Origin of the sequence: Streptomyces sp. NPDC006012 (assembly GCF_042871185.1) — a bacterium.
In the GTDB taxonomy this organism is placed as follows: domain Bacteria; phylum Actinomycetota; class Actinomycetes; order Streptomycetales; family Streptomycetaceae; genus Streptomyces.
Genome location: NZ_JBIAIE010000003.1, coordinates 398,675 through 425,381, shown reverse-complemented (window position 1 = coordinate 425,381; position 26,707 = coordinate 398,675). Strand labels below are relative to the sequence as shown.

The 26,707-nt window shown below is 71.7% G+C and carries 23 protein-coding genes and 1 pseudogene; 12 read left to right on the top strand and 12 right to left on the bottom strand.

Annotated features, from left to right (window positions below):
* The first annotated feature begins 157 nt into the window (after nt 1-157).
* The 5 genes from ACFYPJ_RS08835 to ACFYPJ_RS08815 all read left to right on the top strand — a co-directional run bounded on the left by ACFYPJ_RS08835 (nt 158) and on the right by ACFYPJ_RS08815 (nt 7,998).
* The gene (locus ACFYPJ_RS08835; RefSeq protein WP_389012609.1) at nt 158-1,135 is read left to right on the top strand and encodes a glycosyltransferase family 2 protein; all 978 of its coding nucleotides are present in this window, start codon (nt 158-160) and stop codon (nt 1,133-1,135) included.
* The gene (locus ACFYPJ_RS08830) at nt 1,132-2,466 is read left to right on the top strand and encodes an alpha-2,8-polysialyltransferase family protein (RefSeq protein WP_389012606.1); all 1,335 of its coding nucleotides are present in this window, start codon (nt 1,132-1,134) and stop codon (nt 2,464-2,466) included. The genes ACFYPJ_RS08835 and ACFYPJ_RS08830 overlap by 4 nt, the downstream gene beginning before the upstream one ends.
* 251 nt (nt 2,467-2,717) lie before the next feature.
* Entirely contained in the window at nt 2,718-5,393 is a 2,676-nt protein-coding gene (locus ACFYPJ_RS08825; protein ID WP_389012603.1) for a glycosyltransferase family 4 protein, read from the top strand.
* A 169-nt stretch (nt 5,394-5,562) separates the two neighbouring features.
* The gene (locus ACFYPJ_RS08820) at nt 5,563-6,792 is read left to right on the top strand and encodes an acyltransferase family protein (RefSeq protein WP_389012600.1); all 1,230 of its coding nucleotides are present in this window, start codon (nt 5,563-5,565) and stop codon (nt 6,790-6,792) included.
* A gap of 18 nt (nt 6,793-6,810) precedes the next feature.
* Nucleotides 6,811-7,998: an FAD-dependent monooxygenase gene (locus ACFYPJ_RS08815; protein ID WP_389012598.1), complete on the top strand. Its 1,188-nt coding sequence runs from the start codon at nt 6,811-6,813 to the stop codon at nt 7,996-7,998.
* Here ACFYPJ_RS08815 and ACFYPJ_RS08810 read toward each other — a convergent pair.
* Nucleotides 7,990-9,579, bottom strand: coding sequence for a methylmalonyl-CoA mutase (locus tag ACFYPJ_RS08810; protein WP_389012595.1), 1,590 nt, complete (start codon nt 9,577-9,579; stop codon nt 7,990-7,992). The genes ACFYPJ_RS08815 and ACFYPJ_RS08810 overlap by 9 nt on opposite strands.
* Nucleotides 9,580-9,696: 117 nt before the next feature.
* On the opposite strand from ACFYPJ_RS08810, the gene ACFYPJ_RS08805 reads away from it, so the two are divergent.
* Nucleotides 9,697-10,626, top strand: coding sequence for a L,D-transpeptidase family protein (locus tag ACFYPJ_RS08805; protein WP_389012592.1), 930 nt, complete (start codon nt 9,697-9,699; stop codon nt 10,624-10,626).
* A 346-nt stretch (nt 10,627-10,972) separates the two neighbouring features.
* Here the strand turns inward: ACFYPJ_RS08805 and ACFYPJ_RS08800 are convergent, their stop codons facing one another.
* The 7 genes from ACFYPJ_RS08800 to ACFYPJ_RS08770 form a co-directional block, all read right to left on the bottom strand.
* The gene (locus tag ACFYPJ_RS08800) at nt 10,973-12,142 is read right to left on the bottom strand and encodes a hypothetical protein (protein WP_389012589.1); all 1,170 of its coding nucleotides are present in this window, start codon (nt 12,140-12,142) and stop codon (nt 10,973-10,975) included.
* Nucleotides 12,142-12,804, bottom strand: coding sequence for an RNA polymerase sigma factor (locus ACFYPJ_RS08795; protein WP_389012587.1), 663 nt, complete (start codon nt 12,802-12,804; stop codon nt 12,142-12,144). The genes ACFYPJ_RS08800 and ACFYPJ_RS08795 overlap by 1 nt, the downstream gene beginning before the upstream one ends.
* Nucleotides 12,805-13,216: 412 nt before the next feature.
* Nucleotides 13,217-13,864: a hypothetical protein gene (locus ACFYPJ_RS08790; protein WP_389012584.1), complete on the bottom strand. Its 648-nt coding sequence runs from the start codon at nt 13,862-13,864 to the stop codon at nt 13,217-13,219.
* Nucleotides 13,865-14,480: 616 nt separating this feature from the next.
* Nucleotides 14,481-15,335, bottom strand: coding sequence for a hypothetical protein (locus ACFYPJ_RS08785; protein ID WP_389012581.1), 855 nt, complete (start codon nt 15,333-15,335; stop codon nt 14,481-14,483).
* A gap of 169 nt (nt 15,336-15,504) precedes the next feature.
* Entirely contained in the window at nt 15,505-16,137 is a 633-nt protein-coding gene (locus tag ACFYPJ_RS08780; protein WP_389012578.1) for an RNA polymerase sigma factor, read from the bottom strand.
* A 170-nt stretch (nt 16,138-16,307) separates the two neighbouring features.
* Nucleotides 16,308-16,703 carry a hypothetical protein gene (locus ACFYPJ_RS08775; protein ID WP_389012576.1) on the bottom strand — a complete coding sequence of 132 codons (396 nt, stop codon included), beginning with the start codon at nt 16,701-16,703 and terminating at the stop codon, nt 16,308-16,310.
* 276 nt (nt 16,704-16,979) lie between these two features.
* Nucleotides 16,980-18,620, bottom strand: a complete 1,641-nt coding sequence (locus ACFYPJ_RS08770) for a glycoside hydrolase family 20 protein (protein WP_389012573.1) — start codon at nt 18,618-18,620, stop codon at nt 16,980-16,982.
* A gap of 154 nt (nt 18,621-18,774) precedes the next feature.
* On the opposite strand from ACFYPJ_RS08770, the gene ACFYPJ_RS08765 reads away from it, so the two are divergent.
* The 5 genes from ACFYPJ_RS08765 to ACFYPJ_RS08745 all read left to right on the top strand — a co-directional run bounded on the left by ACFYPJ_RS08765 (nt 18,775) and on the right by ACFYPJ_RS08745 (nt 23,087).
* Entirely contained in the window at nt 18,775-19,446 is a 672-nt protein-coding gene (locus tag ACFYPJ_RS08765) for a 2-oxo-4-hydroxy-4-carboxy-5-ureidoimidazoline decarboxylase (protein ID WP_389012570.1), read from the top strand.
* A 237-nt stretch (nt 19,447-19,683) separates the two neighbouring features.
* Nucleotides 19,684-20,064 carry a succinate dehydrogenase, cytochrome b556 subunit gene (gene sdhC, locus ACFYPJ_RS08760; RefSeq protein ID WP_358900077.1) on the top strand — a complete coding sequence of 127 codons (381 nt, stop codon included), beginning with the start codon at nt 19,684-19,686 and terminating at the stop codon, nt 20,062-20,064.
* Between the two features lie 5 nt (nt 20,065-20,069).
* The gene (locus ACFYPJ_RS08755; RefSeq protein WP_389012567.1) at nt 20,070-20,552 is read left to right on the top strand and encodes a succinate dehydrogenase hydrophobic membrane anchor subunit; all 483 of its coding nucleotides are present in this window, start codon (nt 20,070-20,072) and stop codon (nt 20,550-20,552) included.
* Between the two features lie 19 nt (nt 20,553-20,571).
* Nucleotides 20,572-22,326 (top strand): succinate dehydrogenase flavoprotein subunit, encoded by a 1,755-nt coding sequence (gene sdhA / locus ACFYPJ_RS08750; protein WP_389012564.1) that lies wholly within the window; start codon nt 20,572-20,574, stop codon nt 22,324-22,326.
* A complete protein-coding gene (locus ACFYPJ_RS08745) occupies nt 22,326-23,087 on the top strand; it encodes a succinate dehydrogenase iron-sulfur subunit (RefSeq protein WP_389012562.1) in 762 nt (253 codons plus the stop codon). The genes sdhA and ACFYPJ_RS08745 overlap by 1 nt, the downstream gene beginning before the upstream one ends.
* A gap of 148 nt (nt 23,088-23,235) precedes the next feature.
* Here ACFYPJ_RS08745 and ACFYPJ_RS08740 read toward each other — a convergent pair whose 3' ends face one another.
* Nucleotides 23,236-23,496 (bottom strand): hypothetical protein, encoded by a 261-nt coding sequence (locus ACFYPJ_RS08740; protein WP_389013007.1) that lies wholly within the window; start codon nt 23,494-23,496, stop codon nt 23,236-23,238.
* A gap of 132 nt (nt 23,497-23,628) precedes the next feature.
* Between ACFYPJ_RS08740 and ACFYPJ_RS08735 the strand changes: the two genes are divergently transcribed.
* On the top strand, nt 23,629-24,039 hold the full coding sequence (locus ACFYPJ_RS08735; RefSeq protein ID WP_389012560.1) for a VOC family protein: 411 nt from the start codon (nt 23,629-23,631) through the stop codon (nt 24,037-24,039).
* A 15-nt stretch (nt 24,040-24,054) separates the two neighbouring features.
* Here ACFYPJ_RS08735 and ACFYPJ_RS08730 read toward each other — a convergent pair whose 3' ends face one another.
* The 3 genes and pseudogenes from ACFYPJ_RS08730 to ACFYPJ_RS08720 form a co-directional block, all read right to left on the bottom strand.
* Nucleotides 24,055-25,614: an ABC transporter substrate-binding protein gene (locus ACFYPJ_RS08730; protein WP_389012558.1), complete on the bottom strand. Its 1,560-nt coding sequence runs from the start codon at nt 25,612-25,614 to the stop codon at nt 24,055-24,057.
* Nucleotides 25,615-25,957: 343 nt separating this feature from the next.
* A pseudogene (locus tag ACFYPJ_RS08725) lies at nt 25,958-26,233 on the bottom strand (metallophosphoesterase); the annotation flags it as partial.
* 180 nt (nt 26,234-26,413) lie between these two features.
* Nucleotides 26,414-26,653: an SCO4848 family membrane protein gene (locus ACFYPJ_RS08720; protein ID WP_389012556.1), complete on the bottom strand. Its 240-nt coding sequence runs from the start codon at nt 26,651-26,653 to the stop codon at nt 26,414-26,416.
* Between the last annotated feature and the right edge of the window lie 54 nt (nt 26,654-26,707).

The window sequence follows — 26,707 nt, the reverse complement described above, 5'->3', positions numbered from 1 at the left end:
CGAATACAACAAAGGGTTAACAGCATGTCGCCGAATGGCGAATCAGCCCGGGATCCCACGGCAAAAAACCACGGTTCACGGCTTCGACACATGTCGTTCACCTGATATCAAGGCAGCCGTCAAGACGAATGACGGGGCTCCCCCTAACGTCGATGACGTGGTCAAGCTCTCCGTCATCGTGCCGTTCTACAACGTCCAGCAATACGTGCCGGACACGCTCAGAAGCCTGCGTGCGAACGCCCGTGAAGACTTCGAGTTCATCCTCGTCGACGACCGCTCCACCGACGGGACTCCGGAGCTCCTCGCGCGCGCGGAGCACGAACTGCCAGGCTCTGTACATGTCAGACACGAGAAGAACGGGGGACTGGCGACCGCGCGCAACACCGGAATCGACCGGGCGCGCGGCGAATACCTGACCTTCCTGGACGGCGACGACTGGCTCGCCCCGGGCTACTACCCGCAGTTGGTCGCCGCCATGGACGAGCTGGCCTGCGACTTCCTGCGCACCGACCACGTACAGTGCACGGCGCGGGCGCGGGTGGTGCACCGGGTGCCGCACGGCCGCCGGAACCGCGTGATGAAGCCGCGCGACGCGATCCTGCCCGCCGACCGCACCACCTCGGTCGACTACGCGTACGCCTGGGCGGGGATCTACCACCGCCGGCTGGTGGACCGCGGACTGCTGCACTTCACCGACGGGCTGCGCACGGCCGAGGACCGGCCGTGGATCTGGAAGCTGCACCGGGAGGCGGATTCGTTCGCCGCGGTGAACCTGCTCGGCACCTTCTACCGGCGCGGGGTCGCCTCGTCGCTCACCCAGATCGGTGACGTCCGGCAGCTCGATTTCATTCGAGCATTCGATCAGGTCATCGAAGAAACCGCCCAGGACCCCCAGGCGGACGAACTGCTGCCGAAGGCCGTCCGGACTTACTGCGCCATCATTTCCCATCATCTGGGATCCATCGAAAGGTTCGAGCCCCCGGTGGCGAAGAAGCTGAAATCACTGAGCGCCGCGGCGTTGCGGCGCATGCCGCAGGCCGTCCTGGACGAGGCCCTGGACTCGATGGACCTCCAGCGCGCCACGAAGCTGCGCCGGCTGCGCCGCCGCCCCGCGCCGTCGGGGGTCGCCGCGTGACCACGCAGATCTTCCAGGCGTCGACGCTGTACGGCATGGCGACGCTGGCCGCCGCCCTCGACTCCGGTTCGTTCCGCCCCGCCGACCGGCGCATCCTGCTGGTCTGCAACAACGCGACGACGCCCGAGACGACGCCGGGCCCGGACGAGATGCCGGGCTTCGAGCGGCTGCGGGAGCGCTTCGACGACGTCATCTCGTACAACGAGACGATCTTCCCCTTCCACCCGGGCGGCTGGCTCCCGCGGCCGGAGGACCTCCCGCTGTGGGAACGCTTCCTGCGGCTGGCCTGGGACCTCGGCGACGACGAGGTCGAGCTGGCCGTCGAGTCGATCCAGGTCAACCCGTCGCTCGGCATCGCGCAGATCTTCACCGGCGCCGCCGTCACCGTCTACGCGGACGGCCTGATGAGCTACGGCCCCACCCGCAACAAGATCGACCCGCTGGTCGGCACCCGGGTGGACCGGCTGCTCCACCTCGATCTGGTGCCGGGCCTGACGCCGCTGCTGCTCACCGAGTTCGGCGTGGCACCGGAGATCGTCCCGACCACCGCGTTCACCAAGGTGCTGGCGGAACTGTCCGGCAGCGGTGACAGCCTGCCGGACATCGACGAGCCCGCCCTGCTGCTCGGCCAGTACCTGTCGGCGCTGGGCATCCTCAGCACCGAGCAGGAGGAGGACCTCCACGTACGGATGCTGAAGGGGGCCGTCGACCTCGGCCACCAGCGGATCGTGTTCAAGCCGCACCCCACCGCCCCGGCCCGCTTCGCCCGCACCCTGGAGCAGGAGGCCGAACGGCTCGGCGCCGACCTCACCGTCGTCGACACACCGGTCCTGGCGGAGGTGCTGTACCAGCGGATGCGCCCGGCCCTGGTCGTCGGCTGCTTCTCCACGGCACTGCTGACCGCGTCCGCGCTGTACGGACTGCCGACCGCCCGGGTGGGCACCGACATCCTGCTGGACCGGCTGTCCCCGTTCGAGAACAGCAACCGCATCCCGGTCACCGTCGTCGACGCGCTGCTGCCCGAGCTGACGGACCGGGCCGCGGTCACCGAGCAGCGGCCCGGCACGGACGCGGCGGCCCTCGGCGAACTGGTCCGGGCGGTGGGCTTCACCATGCAGCCGAAGATCTACCCGCGGCTGCGCCCTCAGGCCGAGAGCTATCTCGCCAAGCACCTGAGCCCGCACACGCTGCGCTACTTCAAGCGCAAGCGGCTGACCTCGCTCGGCCTGCCCGGCGGGATCCCGGCCCAGCTGTCGTTCATCCCGCGCAACGCCACCGTGCGCCGGGTGGCCCGGCGGGCGCGGGCGCTGAAGAGGGCCGTCAAGCGTTAAGACCGGACATAATCCATATAACTTAACAAAAGCAACTGAAGCCCTTGGGGTAGCACGGAGTGAACCGCGCCACTACCCCAAGGGCTTCTCTCTACCCGTATACCTAACGAGTCATTGCCCAGAGTTCACCTGGGGTTCCCCATTGGTTAGACATGGAACGGCAGATGGTCGTATTTCCTTAAGACACATGAAGGTTCGGTCGGCCCACGGCCACACACGGGGCGGACCCGATTGAAGGATTGATTACGTCCATGCGCATCGCTGTGTTCGTCGAGAACCGCAACGGCGTCGGCCTCGCCGCACAGATCATGAACGCACCGGAGGCCCACGCCCACTCGTTCCACCTGGTCACCGCCGACCGGGACGGGGACGTCGCCGGCTGGATCGAGCAGGAGGCGGCAGCCCGCTTCGACGACCTGAAGGTGCACAACCTGTTCCAGGTGGACGAGGCGCTCAGCGGCGCCGAGTTCCTGGAGGAGGTGGGCCACCGCATCCACGCCTTCACCGACCGGGAGCGCATCGACCGGCTGGTGTTCTTCAACGACCAGTCGCAGCGGGGCCGCCGGGTGGCCGGCGAGCTGGGCCGCTCCCTGCCGCTGATCCTCGTCCAGGACGGGCATCTGGACTTCCACTTCAAGAAGACGGACGCCGGCCTGCGCGACCAGAACTGGTACTACGGTTCGTCCTCACCGGCCGCCGTCTGCGTATGGGGACCGGCGACGGCGCACCACATCATGTTCCGCCAGGCGGACGCCGACGCGCCCGTCCACATCACCGGGGCGCTCGGCCACAGCGACGACCCCCAACTGCTCAGGGCGGCCCGCTCCACCACCCACCGGCACGCCAAGCGCCCCGGTGAGCCGCTGCGCATGGTCATCCTCGACCAGCCGCTCAGCGACCAGAAAAAGCTCTCCCGGGGCGACCACCGGCAGCAGCTCACCGAGCTGTGCGAGGCGCTCACCGCCTTCGGCGAGGTGGAGATCAAGCCGCACCCCTCCACGCTCCGCGGCCACCTGGAGTGGCTCCAGAAGCTGCCGGACGTCACCGTGCTCGACGAGAGCGCGCTGCTGGAGGCGGAGACCCTCGACGGGTACGACCTCGCGATCACCTTCTTCTCCACCACCTACCTGCAGACCCTGCGGGCGGGCACGCCGCTGATCCTGTTCAGCCCGCCGCCGATGAACATCGTCTTCCCGACGGTCAACCACCCGCTGCTGCGCAACGTCGGCACGGTCGGCGAGCTCGTCGACGTCGCCGCCGACCTCCAGCGCTCGGGCAAGTTCACCGCCAACGTGCACGGCGAGCCGGTCGAGCACTTCCTCACCTTCCACGAGGACGTGCCCTCCCGCGTCCTGCGCCGCATCGAGGAGGCCGAGGTTCCGGTCGAGCGGCCCGCGCCCCGGTGGTCGGCACCGGGCGAGGGACCGCAGGCCCACCTGTCGCGCGCCGAACGCGCCCTGCGCGCCGTCGAGGGCCGGCTGAACCGGCCGCGCTCACTGGCCATCCTCGGCCTGGGCTTCTCCTACGTCACCGGCGTGGCGATCCCCGTGCTCACCTACACCCAGGCGCTGCTGGCCCAGAGCCCGGTCGACATCCGCTACTTCGACCTCGGGGTCTACTCACGGACCGAGGACGTCCTGGCCGACCTGGAGGGCGCCGAGGTCGTCCTGATCAACAGCCTCGCCCCGTTCTGGCGTTCGCCGCTGGCCAACGAGCTGACGGAGGCGCTGCACGCCCTGGGCCGCACCGTGGTGCTGTACGCCCACGAGACCGAGTACGTCATGAACTTCGAGGGCGAACAGCACGCGCTGCGGCACGCCGAGATGCTCAAGGTGCTGCCCAAGATCAAGGTGCTGTGCGTCTCCACCTCCCAGGCCGACATGTTCCGGCAGCTCGGCGTGAGCGACCCGGTCGTCGTCTACAACACGGTGCCGCTCGACACCCACCGCGCCCGCGCCCGGCGGACCCCCGGCGAGCGCCCGCGGATCGTGATGGTCGGCTCGATGCAGGACCGCAAGGGCCTCGACCTGTTCTCGCGGGTCGCGGAGCTGGCGTACGCGCAGGGCCTGCCGTGGCGCTTCGCCTGGATCGGCCACAAGACCTGGCGGATCGGCCCCTCCACCCTGCTGTCGGACCGCGTCGAGTGGATGGGGGCGCTCTCCCGGGACCGGGTGCGCGAGGAGCTCGCCGCCTCGGACGTCTTCTTCCTCTCCAGCGTGGACGACCCGATGCCGCTGTCGGTGGTCGAGGCGGTGCAGCAGCGGCTGCGTGCCGTCACCTACCACCGGGTGGGCTCCCGCGAGGTGCTGGAAGGGGTGCCCGGCTACCACTCCTTCGCCGAGTACACGCCCGAAGCCGCGCTGGACGCGCTGCGCAAGGTGCTCGACGAGGAGGTGTCGGAGCAGGAGTACCAGGACGTCGAGGAACTGTTCGACATCTCCGCCTTCACCGCCCGGATGACCACGGCACTGGGCCTCGCCGGCCCCGAGGACGCGGTGCGCGGCCGCACCGCCGGCGGTGACGGGCAGGAGCCGGACGGTGAGACCGTCTACGGCGAGGGGCCGTTCGCCGCGGTGCTCTCCCGGCACGGCAAGTACCTCGCCGAGGACTTCACCCGGCACCTCACCTCGGGCAAGCACGACGACGCGCTCCGCGTGGGCACGGAGATCCTGCGCCGCCGGCAGCCGGTGGACGTGCTCATCGGCATGGCCGAGATACGGGCCGGGCGCGGTGAGGTCGACGAGGCGCACCGGCTGCTGTCCGCGGCCGCGATCGCGGGCGGCGACCGGGCCCGGGTCTGGTCGGAGATCTCCCGCGTGGCGGGCGGGCTCGGCCACCGCGGGAAGGCGATACGGCAGCTCGCCCGCAAGGAGTCGATCCGGATCGACCTCGCCAACCGCTCCGCGCGGCTGCTGAAGTCCGACTGAGCCGAACGCGTCACGGGGCCGGCGGCCGAGCCGCCGCCGGCCCCGGCGCGGAACCCACCGGTCGACCGGGCGATTCCCCCAGCTGCGGGGTGGGCAACTGAGGCATCCCGGGGATATCGGGACAGAACACCGCAATGAACCCCGCGGATCCGGGTAAGCGTGCGGGACCATGCGAGCGACGACATCCCCCACCCGTGCCTCCGTTCCCTCTCCTCCCCCGCCCGCCGCACATCGCGCCCCGCCTCCCGGCCCCGGCCGCCGCGGGGGCCGGCTGCTCGCCCTGGACGGGCTGCGGCTGCTGGCCGCGCTGATGGTCTGCCTCTACCACTTCGCCGGCCGCGGCGGCGACATCTCCCGCTCCTGGGGCCAGACACCGGCCCGGATCTTCCCGGACCTGTCCCAGGCGGCCGTCTACGGCTGTATCGGCGTGCAGTTCTTCTTCGTCATCAGCGGCTTCGTGATCTGCATGAGCAGTTGGGGCCGCAGCCCCGGCGACTTCCTCCGGTCCCGCGTCGCCCGCCTCTACCCCGCCTACTGGGTGGCCGTGCTCCTGGTCACCGCCGCCGCGTTCGCCCTGCCGGTCGTCCTGCACCCGCTGCGCCTCGACCAGATCCTGGTCAACCTGACGATGTTCCAGCAGCCGTTGGGCGTGCCGAGGGTGCTGGGGGTGTGCTGGACGCTCTGGGTCGAGGTCCGGTTCTACGCCCTGTTCGCGGTGTGCGTAGTACTGCGGGGCGTCACCTACCGCCGGGTGGTGCTGTTCTGCTACGTGTGGACGCTGGCCGCGGTGATCTGCAAGAACGCCGGCACCCCGCTGACCGCGCAGGTGGTCATGCCCGAGCACGCACCGTTCTTCGTCGGCGGGCTCGCGCTCTATCTGGTCCACCGCTTCGGCCACAGCCCGACCCTGTGGGGCCTCGTCGGCGTCTCCTGGCTGCTCGGCCAGGAGTCCGTCACGACCGGGCTGTGGCGGCCGGGCGCCACCGGCGACTTCCACCGCGACCCGTACGTCATCCTGCTGCTGGTGACGCTGGCCTTCGGCGCCGTGGCGGCCGTGGCGCTGGGCTGGACGCGGTGGGCCTGCCGACCCTGGCTGGCCGCGGCCGGCGCGCTGACGTACCCCTTCTACCTGGTCCACGAGCACCTGGGCTGGTTCGTCATCCGGGTGCTGCACCGGGGGCTCGGCCTGCCGCCGTGGCCGACGCTCGCGGTCACCGTGCTCGGGCTGCTGGGCCTGGCCTGGCTGATCCACCGCTTCGTGGAGCGACCGCTCGGCCCGCGGCTGAAACGGGGCGGCGGACCGTGGGGCCACGGCGCCCTGCCCGGCGGCGGGCCGGACGCCGGTGCCCCCGGGGAGGGGACGGGGCTCGTCGGTCGGCATGCACGCTCGATAACTTGACATCGTTAAGGACGCATCGTGGGCTACGGAATGCGGGTCGGCGAACAAACGATGTTCGACTCGGCCGAACCGACCGCGGACGCGCCGTACGCACAGCCGTGGATGGTGCCCCAGTGGCGCACCCAGGAAATCCTGGCCGCACGGCTGGCGGAGCTGGGCGGGCGGGTGGTGTTCGGCCGCCGGGCGGTGGGCCTTGAGCAGGACCCGGACGGGGTGACCGTGCACTTCGCCGACGGCTCGCCGATCCGCGCGCGCTACGCGGTCGGCGCCGACGGCGGGCGCTCGGCGGTGCGCCGGGCGCTGGGCACCGGCATGACCGGCGAGACCGTCGACCCGGACCCCGCCCTGGTCGCCGACCTCCGGATCACCGGCCTCGACCGCGACCACTGGCACGTCTTCCCGCCGGGCGAGGAGGGAGGCGGCTTCCTGGCGCTCTGCCCGCTCGCGGGCACGGACGAGTTCCAGCTGATCGCCCGGATCCCCGCGGGCGCGGCCCCCGACCTCACCCCGGACGGGATCCGCGCCGTGGTCGCCGACCGCTCCCACCTCGCCGCCGCGGACGTGACGGAGGTGGGCTGGGCCTCGGTCTTCCAACCGCGGGCAGCGCTCGCGGACCGGTTCCGCTCGGGCCGCGTCCTCCTCGCGGGCGACGCGGCGCACGTCCACTCGCCGGCGGGCGGCCAGGGCCTCAACACCAGCGTCCAGGACGCCTACAACCTCGGCTGGAAACTGGGTGCGGTGCTGACCGCGGACGCGCCGGAGTCCCTGCTCGCCACCTACGAGGAGGAGCGGCGGGCGGTCGCCGCGGCCATGCTGGGCCTGTCCACCGCCGTGCACCGCGGCGAGGTCCGGCGCGGTGCGGCGACGCAGCAGCTCGGGCTCGGCTACCGGGACTCGTCACTGACCGCGGAGACCCGGCCGGCCGTGACCGGGGTACGGGCCGGCGACCGTGCGCCGGACGGGACGGTGGACGGCGTGCGCCTCTTCGACGCGTTCCGGGGCCCGCACTGGACACTGCTGGGCACCGACGCACCCGGGACGGTCCGCTCTCCCGGGTTCCCCGGGCTGCGGACCGTCCCCGGCCCGGCCCCCGCACCGTACGGCCCCGGCCTGTTCCTGGTCCGTCCGGACGGTTACGTCGGCTGGGCAGGGGACACGACCGCGGGACTCCCCGGGTACCTGGCGCGATACCGCAGGTCAGAATAGGTCCTGGGGCACATGGACCCCCCACACCTCCCGCAGTGCGCCGCACACCTCGCCCACCGTCGCGCGGGCCCGCAGGGCCTCCTTCATCGGGTAGAGGACGTTGTCGTCCTTCCCGGCGCCGCCGGCCGCCTTGCGCAGCGCGGCCAGTGCCGAGTCCACCGCGGCCCGGTCCCGTCCGGCCCGCAGCGCGGCCAGCCGCTCGGCCTGGCGGGCCTCGATGGCCGGGTCGACGCGCAGCGGTTCGTAGGGTTCCTCCTCGTCGAGCCGGAAGCGGTTGACACCGACCACGACCCGCTCGCCCGCGTCGGTCTCCTGGGCGATGCGGTAGGCGTTGCGCTCGATCTCCGCCTTCTGGAAGCCGTGCTCGATCGCCCCCACCGCGCCGCCCAGGTCCTCGACCCGGCGCATCAGGTCGAGCGCGGCGGCCTCCACGTCGTCCGTCAGCCGCTCCACGGCGTACGACCCGGCGAAGGGGTCGACCGTCGCCGTCACGTCCGTCTCGTGCGCCAGGACCTGCTGGGTGCGCAGGGCGAGGCGGGCGCTCTTGTCCGTGGGCAGGGCGATGGCCTCGTCGAAGGAGTTGGTGTGCAGCGACTGGGTGCCGCCCAGCACCGCGCCCAGCGCCTGCACGGCGACCCGGACCAGGTTCACCTCCGGCTGCTGCGCCGTCAGCTGCACTCCGGCCGTCTGGGTGTGGAACCGCAGCATCAGGGACTTCGGGTCCCGCGCGCCGAACTCCTCGCGCATCACCCGCGCCCAGATCCGGCGCGCGGCACGGAACTTGGCGACCTCCTCCAGGAGCGTCGTACGGGCGACGAAGAAGAACGACAGCCGGGGGGCGAAGTCGTCGACGTCCATGCCCGCCGCCACCGCGGTCCGCACGTACTCGATGCCGTCCGCCAGGGTGAAGGCGATCTCCTGCGCGGGCGACGCGCCCGCCTCGGCCATGTGGTAGCCCGAGATCGAGATGGTGTTCCACTTCGGCAGCTCGGCGCGGCAGTAGCGGAAGATGTCCGCGGTCAGCCGCAGGGACGGCCCCGGCGGGAAGATGTAGGTGCCCCGCGCGATGTACTCCTTGAGTACGTCGTTCTGGATGGTGCCGGTCAGCCGGTCGGCGGGCACGCCCTGCTCCTCCGCCACCAGTTGGTACAGCAGCAACAGCAGCGCCGCCGGGGCGTTGATCGTCATCGAGGTGGAGACGTCGCCGAGCGGGATGCCGTCGAACAGCACCCGCATGTCCTCGATCGAGTCGACGGCGACCCCCACCTTGCCGACCTCGCCGTGCGCGATCGGGGCATCGGAGTCGTGGCCCATCTGGGTGGGCAGGTCGAAGGCGACGGACAGGCCCGTGGTGCCGTGCGCGATCAGCTGCCGGTAGCGCGCGTTGGACTCGGCGGCCGTGCCGAAGCCGGCGTACTGGCGCATCGTCCAGGGGCGGCCGGTGTACATCGTCGGGTACACGCCCCGGGTGAAGGGGTACCCGCCCGGCTCGCCCAGCTGCTCCGCCGGGTCCCAGCCGCGCAGTGCGTCCGGCCCGTAGACCGGCTCGATGGGCAGTCCGGACTCCGACTCACGCGCCATGGTGGTGCCTCCGCGGTACGTCTGTACGCCGATGTACACCGACTGCTTCCCGCCGGCCGGCTACTCCCCACCATGCCCCGTAGTTCGGCGGCGGTCACGCTGGGAAGCATCATGGGCATGAGGTACACGGGGATCGACCGGATCGCTCGACGGCCCGCCGCCGCACTCGCCTCGGCCGCCGCGCTCACCGTGCTCGCCACGCTGTGCGGATGCACCGTGCAGCCCACGGCGGCCGACGGGAAGAACCGCTCGCCGGTGCACATCCGGCTGCCGAGCGCCCGCCCGTCCGCCACGCCCGCGTCCGGCGGCGGCCCGGCGAAGGCCACGCCCGCGCCCGCGGCACCGTCCGCTCCCGCGCCGGCGCGCACCACCGCGTCACCGTCCGCCCCCGCGCCACCGCCGCCCGCCGCGCCGCCGCGCGTCCTGTGGTCCCGCGGGAACACCGGCCCGGACGTGCGCGAACTCCAGGCCCGGCTGCGCCAGGTCGGCTGGCTGTTCGACGGGCCGACGGGGACGTACGACGGTCCGACGGAGGAGGCCGTCAAAGGCTTCCAGGGCAAGCGCGGCCTGCCGCCGACCGGACGGACGGACACCGTCACCTGGCAGCGGCTGCTCGGCATGACGCACGAGCCGGGCAAGTGGGAGCTGTACCTGATGGGCGGTCAGCCGGCCGCCGCGCCCGATCCGCGCTGCCTGACTGGCCGGGTGCTGTGCATCGACAAGACCAGCCGGACGCTGCGCTGGATGATCGACGGGCGCACGGTGTCGACGATGGCGGTGCGGTTCGGCGCGCAGTACACACCGACCCGGGAGGGCGTGTTCAAGGTCTACTGGAAGTCACGGCACCATGTGTCGACGCTCTACGACTCCCCCATGCCGTACGCCATGTTCTTCAGCGGCGGCCAGGCGGTGCACTACTCGGCCGACTTCGCCGCCCGAGGCTACGCGGGAGGCTCGCACGGCTGTGTCAACGTGCGCGACGAGAGGGCCGTGGCGGCGCTGTTCGCGCAGGTGCGGACGGGTGACAAGGTCGTCGTCTCCCGGTGAGGCGCGGGCGCCGGGCACGGAGCGAGGAACTGGCGCGCGGGCGGGACCGGGGGAACCTGTCCCGCCCGCGCCAGGTGCACGAGCCGTGGGTACGGGGGGAACCCCGGCTCGGTGCGACAGCCGATGACCAGTCGGCTCGTTCTGTACTGCGTCGCAGCGGCCGAAACTGTCACACCCGCCCCGGAAAAAGTTTCCCCGCGCCGTGCAGACGCAGGTCGGATGAGCGGAGGCGGGAGACTCGACCGAACCGGCCGAAGGGTCCGAACCAGCCGAGGTAGCCGAACCGGCCCGAGCGGGCGAACCGACCGAGGCGGCCGAAGCGCCGGGCGGGCGGCGGCGGAGCGGCTCAGAGCGCGGTGTACGTCGGGCTCGGCGTGGGTCCCGGCGACTGTGCGGGACGGTCCGTCGGCGCCGGGGTGGAGGAGGGCGGCAGGGTCCTCCAACCGTCGCCGTCGCCCTGGCCGTCGCCGCGGTGGTGCCCACGGCCCTCGCCCTCGCCGTCACTGCTGCCGTTGCCCCGGCTGTGGCCACGGCCCTCGCCCGTGTGGCCGCCGTCTCCCCCGCCCCGGCCGTCCCGGCCGCCTCGGTCACCCTGGCTGCCCCAGCCGCCCTGGTCTCCCTGGTCGTCCTGGTCGTCCTTGGTGCCGTTCTTGTCCTTGCCGCCGTGCTCGTCCTGGCCGTCCGCGCTCTCCGTGCGCACCTCGCCCGTGCGGCCGTCCTCCGTCTTCAGGAGGCTCTTGCAGTACGCCGGCACCCGCGCGGGGCCGCCCGCCGCCGCCACCAGCCGGCGCCCGCGGCCGGGACCCAGTTCCCTGCCGTCCTGGAGGTCACGGCAGGCGGAGGGCGCACCGCCCCAGGGTCCGGGGCCGGCGGAATCCTTGCCGCCCGGCGTGGCGGAATCCGGGCCGGACGTCCCGGAACCGATGGCGGGGCTGCGGCTCGGCGGGGCGCTCGGCGCCGGCGGACCCGACGGGGCGCCCCCGGTGGCGGGCACGGAGGGCGAGGGGAACAGGCCCTCGGGCGTTCCGGCGACCGAGACCGACGCGGCGGGCCCGGGGTCGCGGTCGCCGAAGGGCGTCGGCAGGACTCCGGTTCCGGCCGCCACCGCGACCCCGCCGACCGTGCCGACGACCAGCGCGGCGGCGAGCGCCAGCCGCACGGGGCGGGCCCGGCGGCGACGGGCGGGCGCACGGCCGGCGCCGGAGCCGAGACGGACCAGCCCCGCGTCGGACGGCGGGCGCGTCGCACCGGAGCGTCGCGCGTGCGAACCGTCCCGGTGCCCCACGGCGGCCGGCTCGGACGGCTGCTCCCGGGCCTTGCGGAAAGCGGCCAACGCACGCTCCTCGCCAGGGAGTTCGGCTTTGGCGGGGGTGCCATCGGCGGAGAGCTCGGCCAGCGTCCCGGCGAGTCGTTCGGCCTGGCCGCGGGCCGCCGCGTCGACGGTTTCGAGCGGCTCTCCGCGCAGCAGGCGTTCCGCCGTCTCCCGGTTCAGCCACTGGTACTGCTCGTCGGCCATCACATGTCCTTCTGCGTCCGCGAACGCGATTGCGTCACAGTGGCGGACGTCACCGTACGACCGCGTGGTTCTCGCTGGGCCGGCAGGGCGTCGAGCCGCCCGGCGGATTCCGGATCCGTGCCGAGCAGCTCCGCGAGCCGTTTCAGACCGCGGTGTGCGGCGGTGCGGACGGCGCCCGCGCGCTTGCCGAGCGTTTCGGCGGCGGTCCTGGCATCGAGTCCGACGACCACGCGCAGGACGACCGCCTCGGCCTGGTCCTGCGGGAGCTGCGCGATGAGGGAGAGGGCGCTTCCGGTGGCCAGGGCCTCGATGGCCTCGCCGGCCGTGTCGGACTCGGCGGCCCGGGCGGTGAGTTCGCTCTCGTCGCCGCCTATCACGGGGCGGCGGCCGCGCATGCGTATGTGGTCGAGGGCGCGGTTGCGGGCGATACGGGCGGCCCAGCCGCGGAACCGGTCCGCGTCCCCGCTGAAGCGTTCCAGGTCGCGGGCGATCTGCAACCACGCCTCGGACGCGACGTCCTCGGCGTCGGCATCACCGACCAGCGTCCGTACGTACCCGAGCAGCCGTGGCTGCACCGCGCGGTACACAGTCCGGAACGCGGTCTCGTCCCCGTCCTGTGCCGCACGCACCGCGGCGGTCAACTCCGCGTCGTCCCCCAGCACCCGTGGTGCCCTTCCTTGCGCGAACCGGCTCCGCTGACGCGGACGGGGTCGCACCGTCGTGGTTCCTCAATCGGTGGTTGCGGTGTTCGAGGCCGCAGCTGGATGCGGTGGTCATGCGCCCGCCGCGCCTCGGCGCGAAAGGCACGTTACGACCTGAAACTGCTCCCGTCCACGTCTGTACGGGTTGCAACGACCTCGTGATGCGGATCGGTGTGACAGAAAAAGCCCCCGCGGCGCTGAAGGAAGTACGGGCCGCCGCGCGGCCCGTGCCGCGCGACGGCCGGGGCCTCTCCTGTGGGGGGTGGCGGCCCCGGCCGTTGCCTCGGCAGCACCGCTGCGCCCCTGGGTTTCGCGCGAGTTCCGCGACCAGCGCGTGACCAGCGGGCCGGACGCCTCTCACCTGGTCCTGGTGTCAGCCGCCGTAGAGGGCGGGCAGGTCGATCAGGAGGAGGTCGTCACGACGGCCGGCCAGGTCGACCAGGTCGGGATAGAAGCCGTGCAGGGAGTACAGCGCCAGAGTGGTGGCAGCGGTGTCGTACCCCTGGTCCGCGAGCAGGGCACGGATGCGTTCCAGGCGTGCCAGGTCACCGGTTCCCCGGCGGGCGGCGGTCGCCTTGGCCTCGCCCAGCAGCGCGATCCTCGCGCGGGGAGCCTGCGGGCGCTCACCGGCGGCCAGGACGATGACGTCGACCTCGTGCCTGGTCCGGGCGGCCTGGTCGGCGACCTCGGTGGTACCGACCGGGCCGGGCAGTCCGCCGGGCAGCAGGGTGTGGGCGTACCGGCTGGTGAAGACGCGGGCCAGGTCCTCGAAGTGGGGTCCCAGGATCTTGGAGTTGAAGGTCGGGGTGGCCTGCTGCCACACCTGCTCGGCGAATCCCTGCTCCACGGCTGCGGCCTGCGGGAGGGTGATGAGCTGGTTGAAGCGGATGACGGGGTCAGCGAGGGTGATGACAGGGTGCCGGGAGCGGAGGAGGTCCTGTTCCCGGCGGATGTAGCCGGTGGATTCCAGCACTCCGAGCGGATGGGCGACGGCGTTGCGGCGGACGCTCCAGGGCGGCACCGATCTTGCTGGGGGTGGTGGCGCCCCGCGCGATCGCGGTGAGGATGTCGTAGTACAGCGTGTGCTGCGTGATCCCCGGGTCCTCGCGCAACAGGTACTCGGTCTCGGTACGGGAGTACACGGCCCGGCCGGGATCGAGCAGGGTGCGGGTGAGCCAGGTGCCGAAGCCGTCGTCCGGATGCGGCCGGCCCGCCACCGGCCGGTAGCCGGGGGCCCCGCCCAGGACCGCATGCACCTTCAGCGCGGTCAGCGGGTCGGCGATCTGCCAGAAGTCCCGGCTGTCACGGTAGTCGAAGGGACCCAGCCGTAGATCGAGCACGGCGCGTCCGCGCAGCGGCTTGGCCCCCGAGAGCAATTCGTGCATGACGCTCGTCGCGGAGCCGCACAGGACCAGCCGGGGACCCGGCCCGGCACCGGGCCGGGCACCCCGCTGCCGCTCGTCGTAGAGCTGTTGCAGCAGCCCGGGGATTTCGGGCGAGTGCTGGAGCAGGTACGGCAACTCGTCGATCACCAGGCTCCCGGTCGACGACGTCGTCGGGCTACGTCCAAGCTGCTGTCGGGCCAGGAGTGGCGGCCCAGGCCGCTGCCACGGCAGAGCACACCGTCCCGCGCGAGATCAGTCCTTCTCCTTGGGCTTCTCCTCAACCGCCTGTGTTCCCCCGGTCTGCTTCGGCTCGGGAGCCTGCGTCTCCTCGGCCGGCGGTGCATCGGCCCGCGGCTCCTCGGTCCGCGTGGCCGCCGCTTTCTCCGTCCCCGCCGCTTTCTCTGTTGCTGCCGACTTCTCCGTCGCCGCCAGTTGCCGGGCGCAGTAGGCCGGTACCTTCTCCGCGCCGCCCGCGGCCGTGACCAGGCGCTGCCATGCCGTCGAATCCAGCGCCTTTCCACGGTCCTTGACCTGCTCGTACGCCCGGCAGCGGGCCAGCAGGTCCGCGGCCGTGGCCGGGCGGTCCGGTTGGGTGTGATCCGCGGCGGAGCCCGTGGCCGTGGGCGCGGGGTGCGGGGCGGCCGGGCTCGTGGGCGGCGCCGCGGGCGGCCGGTCGCCGCTGCTCGTCGTGCCGCCGCCGTCCGCCGGGTGCACGGACGGCGCGGCGGGCCCGCGGTTCTCGTGCGCGGGCGACCCGGCCGAGGCGATGGCGGCGACGGCCAGACCGCCCAGCGCGATGCTCGCGAGCAACGCGGACAGCGACGCCCTGGCCGAGAGGCGGACGCGGCGCGGCCGGGAGAGCCGCCAGTCGTCGCGGCGCCGGGTCCGCGCCCGCTGCGCCCACGTGCCGCGGGCGGCACGGAACGCGGCGACGGCCCGCCGCTCGGCCTCCGCCCGGTCGCCACCGGCACCGTCCCGCCGGATCACCGTGCCGATCCGCTCCTCCAGCACCGCGTCCGGGCCTGCCTGCCACGGCCGGGGCGCGGCGCCGGCCGGGTGCGCATGCCGACGGCCGAACCGCCCGCCGTCACTGTGCCGTTCACCCATGTCCGTTCCCTGTCCCACCCGTCGCACCCGAGCCGAGCGCCGTCCGCCGCGGCCCGCCGGAGCCCCGGGCCCGCCGCCGTGGGCGCCCCGCGGCACGGCACCGCACGGCCTGCGGGGCACCCTGCCCCGTCGGCCTCCCCGGCTCCGTACGAGCCGCGCCCGGCGCCGTTCATATCGCATCCCCCAGCGTGCCGGTGCCCTCATCCGTCACACCGCCGTCCGCCGCCGGCCGGCCGGCCAGCTCACGGGCGAGACGTTTCAGCCCGCGGTACGCGGCCGTACGCACCGCGCCCGGCCGCTTGCCGAGGACACGTGCGGCGCCGGGGCCGTCCAGACCGACGACGACCCGCAGCAGCACGGCCTCGGCCTGGTCCCGCGGCAGCCCCCGGATCAGGGCGAGGGCATGCTCGGTGGAGATGGTCTCCAGCGCCTGGTCGTACGTGCTGTGCGGGCCGGGCAGGTCCAGTACGTCCTGTTCCAGCCCGGTGGCCCGGGGCCGTACCCGCTGCCTGCGCAGATGGTCGAGGGCCCGGTGCCGGGCGATGGTCGCGGTCCAGCCGCGGAACCCGGCGCCGTCGCCCTTGAACCGGCCGAGGTCCCGGGCGATCTCCAGCCAGGCGTCGGAGGCCACGTCCTCGGCGTCGTCGCCGACCAGTCCGCGCAGATAGCCGAGCAGCCCCGGCTGCACGATCCGGTAGGCCACGGCGAAGGCGGTCTCGTCGCCGTCCTGGGCCCGCGCGACCGCAGCGCCCAGTTCGCCGTCGTACGCCTGCGGGCGGCGGCGTTCCCCTCCCTGGCCCAAGAACCGTCCTCGTCCGTCCTCAGCCGTGCCCGTGCTCGTGCCGCCGCTCGTCCTCACAGCGCACGGCATCGTGCGACACGGCGACTCCCGTCCTCCATGGTGATCAGCGCCACGGCCGACAGATTTGTCACTGGGCACGGCGGACTCCGCCGCCCGCGGGCCGGCGGTGTTCAGCGCCTGCCCACCGACGCCGTCGCGTCCCGGCACAGCAGTCGCAGCGAGCCCTGCCCGTCGAAGCAGCGCCGTGCCTCGTCGACGGGGTCCCACAGCCGGCCGTCGAGCGTACGGATCCAGTGGTCGCCGCCGGTCGCCCACCACTCGGCGCCGGCCTGCCGGACGATCACCTCGCCGGCGTACGCGCCGAAGCCGCGCAGTACGTCCCGCACGGCGTCGTACGGCGCTCCCTCGCGCCGTATCTCGTCGATCATCCGGTCGACCCGCCACAGGCTCTGTGCCGAGTAGTCGAGCCGGACCCGCGCGCCCTCGCGCATCGTCGCCACCACGTCCGCCGCCCAACGCACGGGCTTGCCCGCCGCCTGCGGCCTGGTCTGCTGCTCTGCTGTCACCTGATGCGCTGTCACACAGTGAAAAGCGAGACGGGCACGGCTTTCGTCACCCGGATCCGCACCACCTCGCGCAACCGGCGCAGGACCGCTCCATCTCCCTCGCACGACGGCCGCACAGCGGCCACAGGACGCAGCGGTACGGGGGCGCCGCAGCTCCGTTCCAAAAGCGTCACGGGGACGCCACGCCGAGCAGATCCGGCCGGTGCCCCCAGTGACCCGTGTCCGTGCCCCGGGCCCGCGCCCGGTACCGCCTGCCCCGTACCTTCCCGGCCCGGCTCACCCCAGCCGGTTCGCCAGTTTCTGGAAGTCCGCCCAGGAGGCGGACGGTGTGCGCGGGTCCCACAGTTTCTGCACGGTGGCCCGCAGCGGCATCCGGATGCCGGCGGCCACCTGGTCCTGTGTCTGGGCGTTCGGGTCGTCGCACCACACGGCGAAGGAGCCGCCGAGGATCTGCGGGTCGAAGCGGGCGGGCACGGCGGTGGTGCCGCGCAGCACCCGCGGCGTCCACTGCTCGTAGATGCGCTGCCCGGTGGGGTAGACGAAGGTCTGCGGCTGGCCGAGGACGTAGTACATGAACTCGTCGTTGTAGTTGATGACCTTGCGTCCCTCGTCCAGATACTCCGTCGGCTTGCGGGCGCCGATCTCCTTGCCCGTCCAGTAGGCGACCTCCAGATCCCCCGCGGGCTGCACGGAGGTGCCCCGGTAGAAGCCGTCGTTCCAGGCCCGCATCGTGCGCTGATGGGCGCGGACGGTGTCGGCGCGGCCGCCCAGCCAGCCGGTCGCCAGGTCCTGGATGGTGCCGCCGGAGCCGTACGCCTTGCGGGCGGCGGAGGCCAGCTGCGGAAAGGAGGCAGCGGGATCGGACACCGCGAGCGCCTGGTACTCGTCGCCGCCGAGGTTCCAGTAGGGGCCCGGGAAGACGCCGGCGAACTCGTTGAGGAGGTCGTCCACGAGGCCGGCCGCGGCGGGCTTGGAGATGTCGATCGCGCCGCGCGTGACGACGCCCTGTGCGTTGCGCAGCTTCAGGTCGGGGTGGGCGGCGAGGACCGCGCCGAGGTGTCCGGGCGAGTCGATCTCGGGGACGATGTTGATGTGCCGGCCGGCCGCGAGGCCGGTGATCTTCTTGACCTGCGCCTGGGTGAGATGGTCCGCGGAGACGATCTCGGGGTGGGTCTTCGACTCGATCCGGAAGCCCTGGTCGTCGGAGAAGTGCAGCCCCAGCTCGTTGAACTTCAGGTCGCCCAGCTCGCGTATCCGGTCCTCTATCCAGGACTCGGTGAACGGCTTGCGGGCTATGTCCAGCATGAAGCCGCGCCGCTGCTCGGCGGGCTCGTCGCGCACGACGCCCTCCGGGGCCGTGCCGCCGCCGTGCACCTCCTGCTTGAGGGTGCGAGTGCCGTAGAAGACGCCCGTGTCGGCGGGGCCGCTGATGGTGACGCCGCCGCCACGCACGGTCATGGTGTACGACTCGGGGTTCGCCTTCTTGTCGCCGCTCAGCTCCAGCTTCACGTCCCCGGCCCGGGTGTCCTTCTGCTGCCCCGCGTAGTCCAGGCCCAGCTCGCCCGCGATCAGCCTGCCCTCGTCGGCCAGGGCGGGGTCGGTCACCACGACCCGGTCGCCGCCGGACGGGCGCCAGCCGGGGCCGTGCTCGGCGGTGTGCGAGCGCACGGCCGGTATGGTGCCGGGCGCCTGGGACAGCGGATAGGAACGGCTGGGGCTCGGGGTGGCCGAACCCGGGTCGCCCGAGGGCGGCGTTCCCGTGGTCCGTGCCGCCCCGGCGGGCGGCTTCCCGTCGTCCGCGAAGGCCCAGACGCCCAGTCCGGCGCCGAGCGCCACCGTGCAGACGAACGCTCCGCCGACCGCCGCGCGCCGCCGTCTGACCTGCCGCGCCGACTCGCGACGCCTGTGCTGATTCACCTCGCCAACGTAAAGCCGATATTGACGCGACGCGTCTACGAACGGTTCCCAAACTCTGCCGTCCGGGTGAAATTCGGGCATCCGTCGGACACGGCATGACCACTCTCGATAACGTGGCGACACACCCTTCACAGCATCCGCTGCCGCCCCACACGTGACGCGAGGACCCACGCTGCCTGCGCACCGTCTCCCGTACCCGTCCGGGTTCTCCGGCGGAGTGGCCATACCGGCGCTCCCCGAGCAGACCCGCATCCCGTCGTACCCCGGTCGGCTGGCCGGATTCAACGCCGCCACCGCCGACGAGGCCCGCGAGGCCCTTCTGTCCTGCCTGCGCAGCCCCCGCTGGGCCCAGCGGGTCGCCGCCCACCGCCCCTATCCCGACCTCGACGCGCTGATGGCCGCGGCGGACGAGGCGGCGTACGACCTGTCGCCGGCGGACCTGGCCCAGGCCCTGGCGGGCGAGACCCCGCAGCCCCTCCCGGAGGGCACCTACTCCGCCGCGCACACCGCTCTCAGCGCCGCGCACGCCGCCTACGAGGCCCGCTTCGGCCATGTCTTCCTCATCCACCTGGGCGGCATCCCGCCGGACGAGGCCCTGGACCGCACCCTCGAAGGCATCCGGTCCCGGCTGACGAACGACCCGGACGAGGAACGGGTGATCACGGCGGAACACCTGCGGCGCCTCGCGGGGGAACGTCTGGTGGAGCGGCTGAGGGCCGCGTGGAACTGGGGGTCCCCGCTGTTCGAGCGAGGCGGGGAACGCGGCGGAGCGGCCGGCCACGACGCACCCGCGCCCGGCCGCGCACCCGGGACCCCACCCCGGTAGCCGCACCTCCGGGGCGCCCTGAGACACCCCCGAGGACTCCGAGGCGCCTGCGACCCAACCCGCCGATGACCCGTCCATGCACGTTCGCGCACCGTTTTGATCACACCGGGAGGCCCCCCGCCGGGCACAGCAGGCACACCGCTACCATGCTGGGGGCCGGAGGACCGTACCCGGCCGGGCCCGACCGACACCGAAAAGCCGGCGCGGCCCTAGTCCCCGCTCCCGGAGGGTTCTTCCGTGCCGGCTGGAACGCTGTACCGCGGCCGGGAAGGAATGTGGTCCTGGGTGGCTCACCGAGTCACCGGCGTCCTCATCTTCTTCTTCCTGTTCGTTCACGTGCTGGACACCGCTCTCGTGCGTGTCTCCCCCGAGGACTACGACAAGGTCGTAGCCACGTACAAGACGCCGATCGTCGCGCTGCTGGAGTACGGCCTCGTCGCCGCCATCCTCTTCCACGCGCTCAACGGCCTGCGCGTCATCGCCGTCGACTTCTGGTCGAAGGGCCCGCGCTACCAGAAGCAGATGCTCTGGACGGTCGTAGGTGTCTGGGTCGTCCTGATGGCCGGTTCGGTCTACCCGGTGCTCGGCCACGCCGCTCGTGTCCTGTTCGGGAGCTGACGCCGATGTCCACCACTGAAACCACCGCATCCGGGATCGGCCCCGTCGAGGGCGAGTCCCTGTACGGCGTCGACCACCCCGCGCCGCTCATCGAGGCCCCGCGCCAGCGCACCAGGAAGACCCCCAAGTCCACCCGGGGCAACTTCGAACTGGTCGCCTGGCTGTTCATGCGCCTGTCCGGCATCGTGCTGGTCGTCCTGGTCCTCGGCCACCTGCTCATCCAGCTGTTCCTGGACGGCGGCGTCTCCAAGATCGGCTTCGCCTTCGTGGCCGGCCGCTGGGCGAACCCGTTCTGGCAGGTCTGGGACCTCGCCATGCTCTGGCTCGCGATGCTGCACGGTGCCAACGGCCTGCGCACGATCATCAACGACTACGCGGAGCGCACGAACACCCGGCTGTGGCTGAAGGGCCTGCTCTACACCGCCACGGTGTTCACCATCCTGCTGGGCACGCTGGTGATCTTCACCTTCGACCCGAACATCCGCTAGGCACGGGGCTGCGAGAATCATGAAGATCCACAAGTACGACACCGTCATCGTCGGCGCCGGCGGCGCGGGCATGCGCGCGGCCATCGAGTCGACGAAGCGCAGCCGCACCGCGGTCCTGACCAAGCTCTACCCCACCCGCTCCCACACGGGCGCCGCGCAGGGCGGCATGGCCGCCGCGCTGGCCAACGTGGAGGAGGACAACTGGGAGTGGCACACCTTCGACACGATCAAGGGCGGTGACTACCTGGTCGACCAGGACGCCGCCGAGATCCTGGCGAAGGAGGCCATCGACTCGGTCCTCGACCTGGAGAAGATGGGCCTGCCGTTCAACCGCACCCCGGACGGCACCATCGACCAGCGCCGCTTCGGCGGCCACAGCCGCAACCACGGCGAGGCCCCGGTCCGCCGCTCCTGCTACGCGGCCGACCGCACCGGCCACATGATCCTGCAGACGCTGTACCAGAACTGCGTCAAGCAGGGCGTGGAGTTCTTCAACGAGTTCTACGTCCTGGACCAGCTGATCACCGAGGTCGACGGCGTCAAGCGCTCGGCCGGCGTGGTCGCCTACGAGCTGGCGACCGGCGAGATCCACGTCTTCCAGGCCAAGGCCGTGATCTACGCCTCCGGCGGCTCCGGCAAGTTCTTCAAGGTGACCTCCAACGCGCACACCCTGACCGGCGACGGCCAGGCCGCCGTCTACCGGCGCGGCCTGCCGCTGGAGGACATGGAGTTCTTCCAGTTCCACCCGACCGGCATCTGGCGCATGGGCATCCTGCTCACCGAGGGCGCCCGCGGTGAGGGCGGCATCCTGCGCAACAAGGACGGCGAGCGCTTCATGGAGAAGTACGCGCCGGTCATGAAGGACCTCGCCTCCCGTGACGTCGTCTCCCGCTCCATCTACACGGAGATCCGCGAGGGCCGCGGCTGCGGTCCCGAGGGCGACCACGTCTACCTGGACCTGACGCACCTGCCGCCGGAGCAGCTGGACGCCAAGCTGCCCGACATCACCGAGTTCGCCCGTACCTACCTCGGCATCGAGCCGTACACGGACCCGATCCCGATCCAGCCCACCGCGCACTATGCGATGGGCGGCATCCCGACGAACGTCCAGGGCGAGGTCCTGTCGGACAACACCACCGTCGTGCCGGGCCTGTACGCGGCCGGCGAGGTCGCCTGCGTGTCGGTGCACGGCGCCAACCGCCTGGGCACCAACTCGCTGCTGGACATCAACGTGTTCGGCCGTCGGGCCGGCATCGCCGCCGCGGAGTACAGCCAGCAGGCCGACTTCGTCGAACTCCCCGAGGACCCGGCGGCGTTCGTCGTCGAGCAGATCGAGCGGCTGCGCGACGCCACGGGCACCGAGCGCGTGGCCACGCTCCGCCGCGAGCTGCAGGAGTGCATGGACGCCAACGTCATGGTGTTCCGCACCGAGCAGACGATCAAGACGGCGGTCGAGAAGATCGCGGAGCTGCGCGAGCGTTACCGGAACGTGTCGATCCAGGACAAGGGCAAGCGGTTCAACACGGACCTGCTGGAGGCCGTCGAGCTGGGCAACCTGCTGGAGCTGGCCGAGGTCATGGCGGTGTCCGCGCTGGCCCGCAAGGAGTCCCGCGGCGGTCACTACCGCGAGGACTACCCGAACCGCGACGACGTCAACTTCATGCGCCACACCATGGCGTACCGCGAGGTGGGCGACGACGGCACCGAGTCCGTCCGTCTCGACTACAAGCCGGTCGTCCAGACCCGCTACCAGCCGATGGAGCGTAAGTACTGATGGCAACCCCTGTTCTGGACAAGGTGGAGGCGGAGGCCGCGGCGTCCCCCTACATCACGGTCACCTTCCGCATCCGCCGCTTCAACCCGGAGGTCTCGGCGGAGTCCACGTGGGAGGACTTCCAGCTGGAGATCGACCCGAAGGAGCGGGTCCTCGACGGCCTCCACAAGATCAAGTGGGACGTCGACGGCACCCTCACCTTCCGCCGCTCCTGCGCCCACGGGATCTGCGGTTCCGACGCGATGCGGATCAACGGCAAGAACCGCCTCGCCTGCAAGACGCTGATCAAGGACCTCAACCCCGACAAGCCGATCACGGTCGAGCCCATCAAGGGCCTCACGGTCCTCAAGGACCTGGTCGTGGACATGGAGCCGTTCTTCCAGGCGTACCGGGACGTCATGCCCTTCCTCGTCTCGACGGACACCAACGAGCCGACGCGCGAGCGGCTGCAGTCCGCCGAGGACCGCGCCCGCTTCGACGACACGACCAAGTGCATCCTGTGCGCCGCCTGCACGTCGTCCTGCCCGGTCTTCTGGAACGACGGCCAGTACTTCGGCCCGGCGGCGATCGTCAACGCGCACCGTTTCATCTTCGACTCGCGTGACGACGCCGGCGAGCAGCGCCTGGAGATCCTCAACGACCGCGACGGCGTGTGGCGCTGCCGCACCACCTTCAACTGCACGGACGCCTGCCCGCGCGGCATCGAGGTGACGAAGGCGATCCAGGAGGTGAAGCGGGCGCTGATCACGCGCCGCTTCTGACGCCCTGCGCGCACACCGCCGAAGGCCCCGTTCTCCCTCCGGACGTCCGGAAGGAGAACGGGGCCTTCGCGACGATGGACGTCCTGCCCGGCACCGGGAGTTGGCCGTTCGTCCGGCGGAGCGGTCCGGTCGGCTGTACCGGAACGGGTCAGCGGCCGGGGCGCCGGTCGATCGCCGTCAGGTCGATCTCGATGTCGAAGGGCACGGTGAGCTTGAGGCGGTCGTGGAAGATGCCGCTGAGCGCGTACGTCGCGGTGGCGGGGTCGAGTTCGTAGACGTAGACGACGGGGAGCCCCTGGTCGAGGTCGTCCGCGGTCCAGCCCTCGGCGGGCGGAATCGGCCAGCGGGTGACCGGCTCGGTTCCCCGCTCCGCCTCGGCGTCGGACGCGTCGTCCATCGCTGCTTCCATACGACGGAGTCTCGCCCGGCCCTTTCGCTCACCCAGAAGGAATGCCGGCCGCCTCACCTCAACGAGTGATCACGGCCAGGTCCCCCGGACCGGTCCCCCAAGGCGTCGGCTCCGCCCCGCTAATGTGACGACATGTCAGACGAAGAGTCGTACGAGCTGCTCGGTTTTGACAACGTGCTGGTGCCCGTCGGGGACCTCGGCGAGGCCGTCGGGTTCTACCAGCGGGCCGGATTCGCCGTGGGGTTCCGGTTCGACGAGGGCGGGATCGCGCTGCTGAAGGTCGGCGGCGAGACGCCCGGGATCCTGCTGCGGGCCGAGGAGGAGATCGGGTACCGGCCGCCGCCGTGGCCCTCGCCACGGATCTGGCTGGAGGTGCCGGACGCGCGCGTGGCGGCGCGCAGGCTCGCCGATGCCGGGATCGCGACGCTCGACGAGCCGGCCGCCGTGGCCACCGGGTGGGCCGTGGAGATCGCCGACCCCTGGGGCAACGTCATCGGGTTCACGGACTACTCGAAGCGGCCGGAACTGGGCCGGCGGTCCTGAACCGCCGGCCGGCCGTCAGATCCAGTCCAGCTTCCAGAGCCGGACCACGCCGGTGCCGTCCGAGAGGTACTGGCCGCCGACGACGTCCTCACTGCTGACCGTGTACTGCTTGGCCTGCCACAGCGGGATCAGCGGCACGTCGGCCGCCACCTGCGTCTGAAGGTCACGGAAGTCCCGGGCCGCGTCGGTGCGGTCGGCGTACCTCTGGCTGTCCCGGATGAAGTCGTCCACGGCCTTGCTGCGGTAGGCGGTGCCCAGGGTGGAGCTGCTGCCGACGAGCGCGGCGCCGAAGGTGTCCGGGTCGGGGTAGTCGGCGGCCCAGCCGACCGCCCAGGCGTCCATCTTCCCGGCCGCCCAGCGCTTCTGGAAGTCGGTCCACTCGTATCCCTCGACGTCCACCTTGAACAGGCCGGCCGCCTCCAGTTGCTTCTTCAGCAGGGCGGACTCCTCGGCTCCCGCGCCGCGGCCCTTGCCGTAGCCGAGGGTGATGTGCACCGGCAGATTCACCCCGGCCTCGGTGAGCAGTTCCTTCGCCTTGGCGGGGCGCTGGGCCGGGTAGTCGTCGAAGAACGACGTGGTGTGGCCGGTGAGGCCGGTCGGGATCAGCGAGTACAGCGGGTCGACCGTGCCCTGGTACACGGTGGCGGCGAGTTCCTCGCGGTTGACCAGCCAGGCCATGGCCTGGCGCACGCGTACGTCGTGCAGCGGCGAGTCGGTGCGGGTGTTGAGGTACAGGTTGCGGGTCTCGGAGGTGTCGGACTCGGTGACGCGATGGTTCGGGTCGCTCGCGTTGAGGCCGGACAGCACGCCCGGCGGCAGCTGGCGGCTGGCCACGTCGATCTGCTTGCCCTGCCACGCCTTGTCGAGGGCCTCCGAGTCACCGTAGTACCGCATCTCGATCGGCCGGCCCGCGTCCTTCAGGTAGCCCCGGTAGTGCTTGTTCGGCGCGAGGACGGCCCGCTGGTCCTTGGTGTACGAGGTCAGCGTGTAGGGGCCGCTGCCGTCGGCCCCGGAGTCGGTGCGCAGGCGGTCCGCCGGGTACTTGTCCCGGTCGACGATCGCACCGGCGCCGGTGGCCACCTTGAACGGGAAGGTGGCGTCCGGCGACGACAGGTGGAAGGTGACGGTGTCCTTGCCGTCCGCGGTCACCGAGCCGAGGGTGGAGAGCAGCGACTCCGGGCCCAGCTCGGAGTTGATCTTCTTGATCCGGTCGAAGGAGTACGTCACGTCCTCGGCGGTCATCTCCCGGCCGCTGCGGAAGGTGATCCCCCCGCGCAGCCTGCACCGGTACGTCTTCAGGTCGCTGCCCACGAATGCGCAGCTCTGCGCCGCGTCCGGCACGGGCTTCACGCCGTCCGGCTCGTACGTCAGCAGCGACTGGAAAACGCTGCTGTACAGGGCCCAGGAACCGGCGTCGTAGGCGCCGGCCGGGTCGAGCGACGTGATCGCGTCCGTCGTGCCGACCTTGATGGTCTTGTTCTTGTCGCCCTGCGACGGCAGCAGCTGCCAACCGCCCACTCCCACGATCGCCAGCACGATCAGCGTCACGAGAATGCGCATGCGAACCGATCGCATGGTGATGCCCTCCCCGGGCCTACCGCGGCCCTACCCCTGGCCCTGCACAAATGCCACGCCCCGGCGCGGCGCCGCTTACCTAATCACACGTGTTTAACCGGAGGGAAGAGTATTCGGCCGAGATGTGCGAGAACTTACCTGCCACGCGTTACAGCCGAGTTTCACAACCCGTTCACAGCCGTCGCTTTGCCCCGATACGGCATGGATCGATTAATGGCGATATGCCCTTATCTGCAATGCCGTGACCAGCGCATTCACATCCACGCGCGCGCACGCATCACCACTCTGAGGGGTTACATACTCAGCGGGATCATGCGCGGGGGTGCGGAGGCACCCGGAATGATCAGATCCGCCCCGACGCCAGCTGGACGACGGTGATGTCCGACGGCGCCCCCACCCGGGTGGGCGGGCCCCAGGCGCCCGCGCCCCGGCTGACGTACAGCTGGGTGTCGCCGTAGCGCTCCAGGCCCGCCACCGTCGGGTTGGCGGCCTCCGCGACCAGGCTGCCCGGCCAGAGCTGGCCGCCGTGCGTGTGCCCGGAGAGCTGGAGGTCGACGCCGTGCCGGACGGCCTCGTGGATCTGCACCGGCTGATGCGCGAGGAGCACGCACGCCCTGGCCGGGCGGGTCGGACTCCGGACCGGTGTCGGGAGCGACGTCGGGGTCGGGGCCTGGAGCGGTGTCACGGACCAGGCGGCGCCAGACGTACCAGTGCAGCCCGGCGACGACGGCCACCACGGCCAGTGCGACGAGCACCAAGACGATGACCGCTGCGCTGTGTCCCCCCCACGGTCTTCCCGCTATGACGTCCGACGCAGGGCGCGCAGTCCGCGCAACCCGATGGCCCCGATGATTGTCCCCAATAGGAAGGAGACGATCGCCAGCAGCAGATGCACCCAGAAATAAGCCGTCGGGTGCCCGTCGTCGAAGGCGAGCCCGCTGCTGTCCTTGACCAGGTTCTTGACGAAAGTGACCCAGATGACCCAGCTCCACACCCCGAAGACGAGCAGGAACCAGGACACCGGGCGGCTGAGCTTCATACCTTCAGTATCGCCGTCGGCTGTCCGGATCCGTGTGGGGGGTGGGGCGGGCCG